Genomic DNA, 12732 nt, shown 5'->3' on the forward strand with positions numbered 1-12732 from the left:
TCCTCACCGAACCCGAGGCCGGACTGTTCACCCTCGCCCCGCCGGCGACGTCCGCGTAGCCCCCACCAGGGCCGCTAACGAACCGTCAAACCCACATCAGACAAAGCCTCCCGAACCACCCTCTCAGCCAGACGCCGGATCACCGCCTTCGGGTCCGACTCGCGATACAAGCGCACCGCGCGCTGACGTAGCTCGTCGGGGTACTTCGTCGGTGCTGCCACGGACGACTTTCTCCCCTACAGCCATCAGACCATGGTCAAGAAGCTCCATGAGAGCGGGGGTGGCTCAACCGATGGCGCCGTACGGGTCAACGCGCCAACCCCACCAGGCGCGGCCAGGGGATTGACGGCGACGTAACCACCGCGAAGATCCTGGCCCGTGCCGGTGCCGTCGGCAGGTTCCGCATCGGCGTCTGCGTTCTAGCACGCTGTCATCGCCGCCGGTAGACAAGTCCACCACCTACGGTTTCTGAGCCAGGGTCGCCGTGCGCAAAACCGGCGAGCGCAACCCGAGCACGGCCGCCAGCAGAAGAAACACGGAGCAGACCGCCAGGACGACGTTGACGTTGAATAGGTCGTTCAGCGAGCCCAGCACATTGTTGGTCAGCAGCAGCGGCAGGCTCTGCGCGAGCACCAAGACGGACTGTACCCGGGCCAGGTGCGTCGACGGCGTGCCGCCGAGGATCAGCGGACCGACGTGGGTGGTGAACACGCCGGAGCCTATGCCCACCAAGGCGGCGACCGCGACGGCGGCTACCGGGGTATGCATGGCGGCCATGGCAAGGACCGCCGCGGCCGCGAGGGCGAGCCCGCCGGCGGCGGCCACACCGGGGCGCGAAAACGCCCCAGCGGCGGTGACGGTGACGGCGACCACCACGATACCCAGCGCGATCGTGCCGGCGAGGATCCCACCGGTCACGGCGCTCCACTGCCGCTGGGTCGCCAGTAATGGGATGAGCAGGCCCGAGACCGGCAGCAGGAAGCCTGCAGCGGCGGCGATCAGCCCGAGCGCCGGGCGAAGCAACGGATCGGACCAGGCCACCCTCAGGCCGCTGGCGGAGCGGCGTAGGACGCTGCCGTCGGCTGGGGGCGGCGCGTCGGCTGGTGTGGAGCGCGGCCGCAGACCGATCAGGATGACAGCCATTACCACGAAGGTTGCGGTATTGAGGAAGACGGCGGTGGCGAGCCCGGCGGTAGCCACGACCAGGCCGCCCATTGACGGCCCGACGAAGGTGGCCAGCTGACCGATTGCTTGCCGGGCCGACATGGCCCGGGCCAGCGCCAGCTGGCTCACCAGACGCCGCGGCATGGAGCCGGAGCTGGGCAGGTAGAACGCGTCCACGACGCCGATGACCAAGGCGGCCGCGAGCAGAAGCCAGGGCTGGACGCCGAAGATGAGGACCGCCGCGCCGAGTACCACCGTCGCGGCGGCCATGGTGAGATCCGACGTGATCATCACGCGCCAGGCGCCGATGCGGTCGGCCAGTGCTCCGCCGAACAGCAGGAGCGCCACCCGCGGCAGGTTGATCGCGGTCAGTACGGCGCCGGCGAAGGCGCCGCCCCAGCCCGCGGCCACCCAGGTCATGCCGAAGGCCATGATCTGCGAACCGAGTAGGGACAATGTCACGCCGCCCAGCCAGATCCAATAGCGCCGCGGAACGGTGTCCCGTTGCGCTTGCACGGCCGCATTCTCTTTGGTATAAGACATGGCTCTCCTGATCCGTTCGGCGGGGCGTCCTCGGCGCCGGATTAGCCTCCACCCTCGATCAGGTTGAGGGTCAAGCCAGCGAGTGTCATCGGACAGTGAGAGGGTGGTTCGGGAGGCTTTGTCCGATGTGGGCTTGGTGGTTCGCTAGAGGTCCTGTTGGTAGGGGTTACGCGGACGGCGTCGGCGGGGTGAGAGTGAGCGCTTTTCATCGTGGGTTTTGGCTGGTCGGGCCGTGATGTAGGGCGAGGATGGCCTTGATGATCGCGGTGGCGCGTCGGGGGCAGCAGCGGAGCTTGGTAAGGATCTTCCAGCCCTTGAGCGTGGCGACGGCGCGCTCGCCGACGGCACGGATCTTGGCGTGGTGCCGGTTGACGGTCTTCTGCCGGCGGGACAGCCGCGGCCGGTGACGGCGGCGCTTGAACGGCGTGCGGGTGCTGCCGCCGGCGCCTTGGTACGCCTTGTCGGCGAAGGTCATCACGTTGGCGCTGCTCAGCGCGTCGATCAGGCCGTGGGTGCGGGCGGCGGTCAGGTCGTGCACGGCGCCCGGCAGGGCGGGCGAGGCCCAGATGAGGCGTCCCTTGCAGTCCGCGATGACCTGCACGTTGACTCCGTGCCGCTTGTGCTTCCCGGAGTAGTACGGCCTCTGGTCCGCGACCCGGTCGATCGGGATCAGGGTGCCATCCAGGATCGCGTACGCGAGCCGGGCGATGCGCCGCATGGCCGCGTTCAGGTCCTCGGCGTGCGCGGCGAGCAGGTCGATGGCTTCCCGGACGTACCGCCAGGCTGTGGTGACGCTGACCGCGAAGCCGCAGGCCAGACGGGCGATGGTGTCACCGTTACGCAGATGGGCCAGGGCGAGCAGGGCCTGCCGGCCGGCATCAAGACGTCGCCACCGGCCACGGCGGCGGGTGCGTTCGGCACGGATGAGGCCGGCCAGGTGGTTCAGGGTGCGGCTGGACAGCGCGACCGCAGACGGGTAAGACAGCACAGCGAGGCTCCCGGTTGGGGCATCGGATCTTGGTCGACTGCTGTCTTACCGGGAGTCTCGCACCTATGTCGACACATGCTTCCCGCCGCCCATTGTGACCAGGCCCATCACGATGAAAAGCCCTCAGTGTCGACACGGGACCGTACGATCGCGCGGTAGCCGAATCACTCGCGATCCGTGAGACCGGGGAGAACCGTGCCCATCATCAACGTTCCGCTCGACGTGCCGGATGACATCTTCGCGGGTATCACGGCCGGTGAACTGACCAGGTACGGCGGTGTGGTGCGGAACCATGCGGGTGCCACCTTGGTGCACCTGAAGGATGGGCTAAGTTCGGCCGAGACGCAGCGAGCGGTCTCGAAGGGTGCCGCGACAGTTCGGAAAAGCTCCAAGGTCACCGCTGTCGGGCTGGGCGTCGCGGCGGCGGCGGTCGGTGTCGCGGTGTTGGCGGCTGCAACGAGAGTAAAGAAGCAGGGCAGTCCCCAGGGTGCCGAGCTGGAGATGCCGATCTGCATCCAGAGGTTCACCGTCTCGCTGCGTGCGTACTTGGACGCGGCTCGCGACGGACGCCTCGGCGAAAAGGACGTCGAACGCCTGGTTTCGGATCTGGATGCGGTCGAATCGGAATTCGATAGTGGCAGAATCGCCGTTGATTTCTCAATCGGCCAATGGAAGGCGCTCGTTCAACTGGTGGCCGATTACACGAGAAGACTCGCCGAAGCGAATCGGGTCGAGACGAGCGATCTTCGAGAGCTGGCCCACCTGCCTGACGGCGATGTTGTCTTGGACCTACGTCGCCACCTCGAACTTCAAAAGCAAATCTTCAAGAACGCCGCATAGCCAACAGCGCGAAAGTGACTACCGCGTCAGGCAACTCGAGCGGGCCGACCGGGATGGATATGCAGCCGTTCTCCGCGATGCGACACGACACCGCGGTGGCGGGATAAGTCGTTATTACGATGCAGCCTGCCAATTAGACAAAGCTGCAGGTAGGCGGCAGGAAGTCCACCGCTGGTTGACATTGGCGACTCAGGGCTCTATCGACGCTTACCCAGGCCGACCGGGCCGGCGTTCGGCACATAGCCATCGCGAGCCATCCTCTCACGGCGCCAAATCTCATCACGGCGCCGCCTCTCAAGCCGCTGGCGCCGCTTCTGCTCACACTCCTCGCACACTGTAAGCGCGCCGCGCAGTTTGGAGCCAGACACAAGGGTGGCATCCGAGATTTCCACGCCGCAGACTGCAGACATGGACAGCTTATTAAGTCTGTGCGCGACAGGCGGCGACCCTCCGTTTCTATCCGAGCTGGGTGCCGAAGGAGGGATGATAGCCCAATCCATCTACGCAATGTACCCGCCAACGTTCCGCTGAGCGATCCTACGAACGGTTGCAGACGGGTCCGAGCATGGTGCGTTGCGGGCATCGTGATAGGCGGACGTGGCTGCCGTTACTGCTGCTCTAGCCGCGTCCATTGGGTCAATTGGTCTGCCCGGTCGGAAGGTGCCGGCCGATGTAGCCGACATAGATTCGTCCGCTCTGCGCCGTATCGTCGTAATAGTGCATGCGGGGGCTGATCATCGCGAACTGAGCGATCTTGAAATGCGCACCCATGAAGATCTCGCCCACCGCAATGACGGAGACCGGCACGGGTAGCACCCGCTTCCTCCAGAACGCTGGGTTGGTTCGGACCTCCTCGCTCTCGTCGCGGGCGTGTCGTCGCGTCGGCCACTCGTGGCAGCCATCTGGAGTGTTCTCCAGGAAGCCATGTACGTCCCGAGTCCAGCGCCCGTCTGCCTTCGCCGCTGCATAGTCCTGAAGCACCAACAGCGCATCCCAGGTCTTCGAGGCCCAGGCACCCAGGGGGTCGTTGCTGTCGAGTTCCTCAGCGCAGTCAGGATCGCCCGTGAACACGACGTGCTGGAGTCTCGGCAGCCAACGGAGCAACTCACCGAAGCTGTCCGGCCGGGAGACGTCCGCTTCCGATGGCTGTGCCGTCCAGGCCACCTCTGCCTGCCCCATAGAGGCGAGCCGGTGGCGCAGCGTCCGTTCAGTTTCCGCGGACCGGGTCAGGCGTTCAACCGCGTCCCGGTTCTCGATCTGCTCATCATCCAGCTGCCATTTGACGTCGTGATACGCCTTCTGTGTCTCATCGAGTTCGGCCTGGAGCTGCGCAAATCGGGATGCGATGTCTTTCTGCGCCTCCTGCGATGACCGACCGACCTCGATCAGACGCACGATCTCGTCGATCCGGTCGACGGTCAGGTCATCGACCCCTACCTTGATCTTCAGGTAGTCCAGCAACATGCCTTGCTGCGCGCTGGCGTCATCTTGCCGGCGGTCACTCTCTCGCGTCTCGACGGCCGCTGCCTGGGGTTGCGACGGAACGAGCGATGGCCGCTTCGAACTGACGTCGCCGAGCCGGTGCACCAACATGTCGTCGGCGATACGTTCCAGCATCCGGTGTACCCGCGCCACCGATGCGGGTAGCGGTTGTTCGAGAGCCTGCAGTTGGGCGTTGGAGGCGAGGACCCGCGCGAGTCGGGGCTGTTCGTTGTCGTCGGCGATCCGTTCGGCGCTCAGCACCCGGTGCCGCAGCCCGTCGACGACGGAGTCCGGTTGCACCTGGGAGCGATAGGTACGAAGCCGGCCGGGCAGTACGGCGTGGGCCTGGCCGAGCCGGTCGTTGAGCAACTGTGTGGCCTCCCCGTCCAGCACGTAGCACGAGGCCATGCCGTTGGTGAACCGGGTCAGATTGGCGATCCGGTTAGTCCATGGGACTGACGGCAGCGAGTCGTCGTTGCCTGCGACGAAGACGACACCTCGTCGGTCGGTGTCGATGAGGGCTCGGTGGACCTCGTCGACTTCGTCGCCGCGGATGACGATTGGTCGCGTCGTCAGGCGTGCGGCACCGTCCCAGGCATCGATGATTTCGAGCATGGGGGCGAGAAAGCGGGGGGTGCCTGCGAGGCGGGGGCGGCTGCGTGGGTCCTCGCTGTCGGGGTCGGGGGATTCGATGTCGATCCAGGCCCAAGCCGCCCGGTCTCTCGCGTTCGGCGAGTGTACGGTCAGTTGGATGATCCACTGCCCGTCCGGCTTCGTTTCGACGATCCGTACGCGCGTTGACGTCGATCCATCCTGCCCCTCGTGCTGCAGTAGGAGGGCCCTGACGTTGTCGCCGATGGTCGCCCACCGATTCTCCTGAAGCGCAGACGGATCCCAGCCCTTGGGGCCCGCGATCCAGCGGTCGAGTTGTTCCCGTACCAGTGGCTGCAGATGGTTCCGTTCGCGGTGGGTCGTGAACACAGACCTGAAACCGAGCATTGCGCCGTCCCGAGGGGTTACAGGCGAGAGGGCTGCGCCGAACGCGTCGCCGCACTCGCTCGATGCGGCCCCGCTGACCTCCGTCTGCTACTCCAGCACCTGATCTTGGTTCGGAAGCTGGAGTAGCAGCGGCGGTGTCGAGGTCGGCATCTGGACAAGGAGAGGTCAATCCGCTTGCTTGCTGGTCACCGAGATGAGCTGTTGATCATGGTGCGGATTCCAGGTCATTGAGGAGCGCGTGTACAGGTGCCCAGCACATCCGCACCGTGTCCAGATCGGGCACGAGCCCGTAGTCGATCTGGTGACGAGGGTGCACGAAGTTGCGGTAGTCCCGGACCTTCTCCATGAAGTCCTTGGCGTCGGTCTGGACCCACTTCTGTCGGTGCGCGTACTCGAGGAGCAGGTGAAGGCCCGCTCGTTCGGCCCGAACCCGTCGGCCGTTCCGGTCGACCAGGCCGCTCCTGCGCACGGTCTCGTCGCGGTCAGTCACCACGACGTGCAGCAGGCCTTCTACGAAGCTGCCGATGCCGATGATCGCCAGTGCGTAGGCTCCGTTGTTCTGGCAGATCGACGCTTCGTCGGCGCGGGCCATGAGGATGTCGGTGGCCTTGCTGTTGGGGGATAGTCGTCGCACCCGCTCGTGGAGGTCCGGCGGCGGCCCGTACAGGGGAACGTCGCTGCTCTGGCTGATCTGACCGAGGACAGGGCGCCCGCCGACGTAGGTGATGGTGAGCTGCTCGGGAGCCAGGAGGCGGTTCAGCTCTTGCGCGATCGGTTCGGCGGCCTCGACGCCGCCGTCGTACTCCAGCGGATCACCGATGCGACAGAGCAGCCGGTCGAGGGCGGCGGCGTCATCGGCATGGCAATTGAGTACTTCAGTCAGCCAGGGGATCCGCGGAGAGCCGTCGTACTGCGGATCGCCAGGCCACCGGACCCGGTGCAGGAACCGCTCGACCTGCGTACCGGTCCGCTCGTAGGGACCATCGACGTCGCAGATCAGGCGGGCGACGCGTTCCAGAGTGAGCGGGTCGAGGGCAATCATCGGGACACCTCCCGGTCGGCGCGCTGCTGCGCGATGTCGAGTGCTTCGGTCAGGCGCTGGAGGATGATTGAGCCGCGCTTGCGGAAGCCAAGTTCGCTCATGGCCTCCTGGAGGCGCTCATCCCGATCACGCTGAAGCTGGTCGCTCACCAGCCAGGTGCAGATCTGTGCCAACTGTTCCCGCGTGTATTCGGTGATCCGCAGACCGATCGGCACGTCGGGGCGGGGGCCACGGCGGGTCGCCGGCGGCGCCGATGGCTGGGCGGGCCGGCGTGCCGGCGGTACGGGGTGGCTCCTCGCGGCGTGGTTGGCGCGGTCGACCGCCTGCTTCCAGCGGGCGATGAGTCGGGCTGTCTGGCCTGCCGGATCCACGTACCAGTCGGTCGACCAGATGCGGTGGAACTCCCACCCGAGGCGCTCGAGGTGTTGCTGGCGCAGCCGGTCCCGGTCCCGGGCGCTGTGTGCCTGGTGGTACGAGTGACCGTCGGTCTCCACAGCGAGGACCATGCGGCCGGGCTGGTCTGGGTGGGCGAGGGCCAGGTCGATGCGGTAGCCGGAGACGCCCCACTGCGGCACGGCGTTGATGCCCTGCTGCTGGAGAGCCTTCAGGACGCTGCGTTCGAGGCCGTTGAGCTCGACCCCATTGTGCTGTCGCGCGCCCAGGTCGCCACCGAGGTCGACGAACTCGAGGTAACGGCGGAGCAGTTCGGGTCCGCGGTTCCGGGTCGCCGCGGTCTGGTTCGGGTCCATGTCGTGGTGGGAGAAGGCGCTCACCACGGTCATCCGACTTCGCGCTCGAGTGACCGCGACGTTGAGGCGCCGCTCACCACCCTCCTGGTTGAGCGGTCCGAAGCGCAGCGAAAGTCGACCGTCTCTGGTCTTGGCGTAGCCGATACTCAGGATGATGGCGTCCCGCTCGTCGCCCTGGACGTTCTCCAGGCTCTTGATGAAGAACCGCTGGCTCGCGGCCCGGTCCTGAGAGAAGAAGTCGTCGAGGTGCTCATGCTCTCGGCGTCGGCTGCGCAAGGTCGCCTCGATCCGCAGGGCGTGCTTCTGCCCCATCGTGATGACCCCGAGGCTCTCGTTCGGTCGCTGCTCGGCATGCTCGAGAATCAGCTCGACCGCCCGGTTGACCTCCTCCGTTGATGAGCCGCCCTGCCCGGGGGCGACACGGCCATCCACCGTCTCCAAGCGCAGCGGGCTATCGACCTGCACGCCAGGGAACGTAACGAGGGACCGGTTGTAGATCTCGACGTTCGAGAACGCAATCAGGCGCTCGTCTCGGCTGCGGTAATGCCAGGTCAAGCGGTACCGGTCCGAGATGAGGCCACCGAGGACGTCAAGAACGGACTCGTAGTCCTCAAGGCTCTCGTCGCCGAGATCATCGTCTTCTCCAGCCGGGCTCTGCTGAACGAGGCGCCGGAAGAACGGCGTGGGTGGGAGCTGCTTCGGGTCGCCGGCCACGACGAGCTGGGCGCCCCGCATGATCGAGGCGACAGCGTCGTGCGGCTCGATCTGGCTCGCCTCGTCAAAGATCACCACGTCGAACGACCGCTCGGGCGGCAGGATGCGGCTGACCACCAGTGGTGACATGGCCCAGCACGGGAACGCGGCGAGGAGCACCTCCGGTGCGCTGCTGAGCAGCTTCCGGAGAGAGAGGTGCCGGCTCTTCTTGGCCGCCTCCCGCCGGACGAGGCCGTTCTGGTCGGGATGAGCGTCTCGGGCCTTCCGCAGGTTCACTGCCACGTTGCGGCGCACGTGCCGGGCGGCCATCTCGATGTGCCGGCTGTCCGCAGCGCGGAAGTCCTGGACCACCGCGGCGTGCTGCTGCCCGACGAACTGACCGAGGTACGGGACCCGCATGCGCATCTCGTCGAGGACCACCTGCAACCAGGAGCGCAACAGGGTGTCGGCTGCCTCGTCGCTTGAGACCTGCCGGTGGGCCAGGTCATCGAGCATGTGGCTCAGCCCCAACGAGCGGAACAGCTGCTGCTGTTTGTTCAGGTCGGGCATCAGGAACAACGTCTCGCGGTCGGCGTTCAACTCGGCGAGCGTGTTGGCCGCCGTGGTCGTGGTTCCACGCTCAAGGCCGTCGATTCGGGCACATGCCGCCACCGCGGCGAGGTGGTTACGCACCTGCGTGAAGGACGACATGCACAGGTCGGCGTCCGCCAGAGCAGTGGGTGCGCTGTCCTGACGGCTGAGCTTCCGCCACCGCTCGCGCTGGTCCACTGCGGCGACCAGGCCCTGATACATCTCGGATCGGCTCTTGGGAGGGGCCGGACAGGTCCGTCGCAGCTCGCGGCGCAGTTGGAACCGGCGGAAGATCCCGAGCGGCTCCGAGCGGCGCGGCCGGGATCGCCCTGGTGCTGTCGCGTAGACGAAGTCGTCCAGATCCGGGCCGAAGACCTGCTCGCCGTAGCTGGCGATGGTGCGGTCGACCTCGCTGAGCAGGTCGAACAGATCCTTCCACGCAGCGAGGTCGTCCGGCACGTCCAGCCCCGCGCGGTCGACCAAGTTCCGGATCTGGCGCTGTGCGCCCTGCAGGGCGCCGGCCGCGAGTTCGTCGAGATGCACCAGCACCCTGCCGACATCGTCTGGAGTGCGGATGGCGGCCTTCGCCCACGGCGACTCTCCGCGCCAGATCCTCAGCCCGCCACGATCCACGAAGGTCCGAAGGTCCTCCCGCGCGGACTCAAGCCTTGACCGGTCAAGGTTTCGCAGCTCGGAGGCGCGCAGGTTGTAGCCGCTGACATCGAGAGTCGGAAGCGCGAGGAGCTGCTCGATGACCTGAAACGCACTCACCCCCCAGGGCTGCCGTACTTCGTGCAGCTCGGCCGGGTGCCGTTTCGCCGCGGCCCGGCGGCTGTGCAGGCGGCGGTGCAGATCGTCGGTGTCGACGGGTGGTTCAGCGCCGGCTTGAGTGAGGACATTGGCGATGCGCTGGGCGACCTGCCGCTTGCTGATCTTGCGGTCGTGCAGGTCGAACACCAGGTTGTCGAGCCCGACGTCGCCAAGGCGATTCATCACCGCTTCGATGGCAGCCCGCTTCTCGGAGACGAACAGCACACTGCGGCCCATCGCGGCCATGTACGCGATGACGTTCGCGATCGTCTGACTCTTACCCGTGCCGGGTGGACCCTCGATGACCACATGCCGGCCAGACAGCACCGCGTCGATCGCCGACTGCTGAGACGAATCCGCGTCGTGGACCAGGAACTCCTTGGCCGGATCAATCCGATCGGCACTGGAGCTGGACCCCTGAGCTTGCTCAGTGCGCAACTGTTGCCGAGCGTCGCGGTCGCCCGCCATCGCGCCAATCACTGGGTGCGATGCCAGCAGCTCGGCCGAGTTACGCAGATCCTTGACCATGGCGAGCTTGTCGAAGCTGAAGACGCCGGCAACAACTGCGGGCTCGAGCCGGAGAGACAGGCCGCTGGGAGCGGCTGCCTCGGCGATCAGCTCGTAGGCGGCACTGAGCTGCTGGTCCGGATCAGCGATCTCGGACAGCATCGCGCTCAGCTTCTCGCCGAGGACGCTGATGTCCGCCTCCACGCCGTACTGCCGTTCCAGCGCGTACAGGAGTACGGGATTTATCTCGGGTGACTCCGATAGCTCCAGCGTGAAGTCGTTCTCGGTCGCCGTCCTACTGTCCAGCGCAAGCTGCTGCAGGATCAACGGCGCCCGCAGCGGTTGCATCGGCACGGAGCCGCGGGTGTACGGACCGACCATGCAAAGCAGACCGCGGGTCACCCAACCAGCCTGGATGCCCTGCTCCTCCTCCAGCTCGACTAGCTTCCGGCGGAGACTGCGGGCAGTGTTGCAGGCGGTGGTGTGCCGGTCCTGGTCCGGGAACAGCGTCCGTAGGCGAACCTTCTGTCCCCGGAGCAGATCGGCGACCACTTCAGCAGCCGCCTCGGCGAGATCGAGGGTGGTGGTCTGTCGCTCCTTGAAGTAGAGCAGCGTGTTGCGCGGGCCGAAGTCGATCAGTTGGTCTGCCCACCGGCCGGCGGCCTGTTGAACGAGGTGGAGCACATCCGGTTGGGTCAACAGCATCTCGTCTCCAAGTCAGTCGACGTACACCAGTGCTGATCCGCCGGGCCGTCGGCCCGAGGCAAAGCCCTCCAGGATAGGGCGCATGACACGTTCATCTATGCATCAGATTTCCGACACCGACGTCATCGGGACGACCCCACTCAGTAACCTCCACCTCCTTGCCCGGAGTGCGGCCGCGCCTCGTCGGCACATCGAGCAGGCCGAGATGTTGCAGTGCCGGGGCGCGGCTTGGCGCAGCTGAAGGCCAACTCGAACAGGTGCTGCGTGGCGCGGGAGAGGCCGTAGCGGGCGATCCTCGTCGGGACGTGGTCTTCGATTCATCGATGGAGCAAGTCAGGGTCAGCGGGAGACGGCGACCGACGACTTCGGCGGCTCCTGAGCGCGAAGAAAGTTGGTGGCATCGACGGTTGCACTGACCAGGGCGCACGTCGTCGCGGTGAGGGCGAGCCAGAACGCCACGGTGCTCTTCCAGTCCTCGGCGATCTTCACCGTCACCACCTCGGTGACCTCGGTAGCCTCGGTAGACCGGCTCCGCCGACTGCTCGGGTCAGGCTGACGACGCCAGCCGAAGCGGGCGAAGAACTTTACCCAGGTGTGGTTCGACCGGCCGCAGCCGAAGATCACTCCGTTGACCTTGCGTCCGCACCGGCCGCCGTTCTGGGTGGTCACGCCGCACGTCGTCGGCGCCTTCACGGCGAGCAGCCAGGCCGGGATTGCGACCGCGATCGACGCCGACCAGGCGAGGCTGATGAGGTCGAGCGTGATGAGGTAGTAGACGACGCCGACGATAGCCAGCGCTTCAACGCCGAGGATCAGCATGGCCTGATCTCGCTTCAGCATGTAGGGGCCTCCGAGTGGTCAAGGAGCGCGACGAGGTCGAGGAGTTCGGCGCGGAGCCGGGTCAGCTCGGCTGCGGTGACGCCGAGTTCGTAGTGGTGGTGGTGACCGGCGCGGGACAGCGCCCACCACAGGTAGCTGGCCCGACGCCCAAGGTCGGGGCCGGCGTAGTGGGCGAGCAGCAGCAGCTTCGGCCGCTGCACCCGGGTCCGTCCGATCTCGGGGCAGACGCGAGCCCAGTACCGGTCCATCGCTGCTTCCAGTTCGTGGCGAAGCAGCCACGCGCACGCACGGGGCCAGGCTCCACGGGTGCCTCGGATGACGCTGCTGAGCATCCGGTCGGCGGTGGCGAGGTACGGGGACGTCGTCATCGCAACCGCCCCACGAGCGCAGCGGTGTTGGCGACCATCGCCCGGACGGGCATGCTCCGGTGGCCGTGGACCGCATCCGCCACCGCTTTGACCGTCCGGGTGGCCTGCGTGCCGTAGTCACGGTCGAGACGAGCGAAGAGCTCCGGTCGGGGTACGAGGCGGCCGAAGAGCCCGAGGCTGAGCCGGTCCTTGACGGTGTGCGCCCGGCTTAGTACTCCAACGTCACTTGGCTTCAGCGTTGGGCGTGGCGCGGGCATGAAGACGGCCACCGCGTTGATCATCGATGGTTTGTGAGGACAACCGAAGATCGTGCGGTGGCCGCGTGCCACAGCGTAGACCCCGCCGGGTGGCGGGTCATCCTGGACGAGGCGGTGACGCGTGTCGCTGACCGGTTCGTGCGGGCGGAGCCCC

At 66.6% G+C, this 12732-nt stretch carries 9 protein-coding genes; 1 reads left to right on the forward strand and 8 read right to left on the reverse strand.

The annotated features are described in order from the left end of the window. Positions 1-459: 459 nt before the first annotated feature. A complete protein-coding gene (locus KBX06_RS27090) occupies positions 460-1707 on the reverse strand; it encodes an MFS transporter (protein ID WP_210839871.1) in 1248 nt (415 codons plus the stop codon). 205 nt (positions 1708-1912) lie between these two features. Then, on the reverse strand, positions 1913-2695 hold the full coding sequence (locus KBX06_RS27095) for a transposase family protein (protein ID WP_210839872.1): 783 nt from the start codon (positions 2693-2695) through the stop codon (positions 1913-1915). A 195-nt stretch (positions 2696-2890) separates the two neighbouring features. Between KBX06_RS27095 and KBX06_RS27100 the strand changes: the two genes are divergently transcribed. Continuing rightward, on the forward strand, positions 2891-3535 hold the full coding sequence (locus KBX06_RS27100; protein ID WP_210839873.1) for a hypothetical protein: 645 nt from the start codon (positions 2891-2893) through the stop codon (positions 3533-3535). A 636-nt stretch (positions 3536-4171) separates the two neighbouring features. Here the strand turns inward: KBX06_RS27100 and KBX06_RS27105 are convergent. From KBX06_RS27105 to KBX06_RS28175, 6 genes are all read right to left on the reverse strand, one after another. Then, on the reverse strand, positions 4172-5998 hold the full coding sequence (locus tag KBX06_RS27105) for a hypothetical protein (RefSeq protein ID WP_307854777.1): 1827 nt from the start codon (positions 5996-5998) through the stop codon (positions 4172-4174). Positions 5999-6221: 223 nt separating this feature from the next. Further along, a complete protein-coding gene (locus KBX06_RS27110; RefSeq protein WP_210839875.1) occupies positions 6222-7058 on the reverse strand; it encodes a hypothetical protein in 837 nt (278 codons plus the stop codon). Continuing rightward, on the reverse strand, positions 7055-11113 hold the full coding sequence (locus KBX06_RS27115; RefSeq protein WP_210839876.1) for an AAA domain-containing protein: 4059 nt from the start codon (positions 11111-11113) through the stop codon (positions 7055-7057). The genes KBX06_RS27110 and KBX06_RS27115 overlap by 4 nt, the downstream gene beginning before the upstream one ends. Before the next feature lie 339 nt (positions 11114-11452). After that, positions 11453-11953, reverse strand: a complete 501-nt coding sequence (locus KBX06_RS27120) for a hypothetical protein (RefSeq protein WP_210839877.1) — start codon at positions 11951-11953, stop codon at positions 11453-11455. After that, the gene (locus KBX06_RS27125; protein WP_210839878.1) at positions 11947-12321 is read right to left on the reverse strand and encodes a hypothetical protein; all 375 of its coding nucleotides are present in this window, start codon (positions 12319-12321) and stop codon (positions 11947-11949) included. Before KBX06_RS27125 ends, KBX06_RS27120 begins: the two co-directional genes overlap by 7 nt. Continuing rightward, positions 12318-12732: hypothetical protein (locus tag KBX06_RS28175; RefSeq protein ID WP_247686762.1), on the reverse strand; the 415-nt coding region annotated here is incomplete at its 5' end. The genes KBX06_RS27125 and KBX06_RS28175, both read right to left, overlap by 4 nt.

It is taken from the genome of Micromonospora sp. C31 (assembly GCF_018070575.1).
GTDB lineage: Bacteria > Actinomycetota > Actinomycetes > Mycobacteriales > Micromonosporaceae > Micromonospora.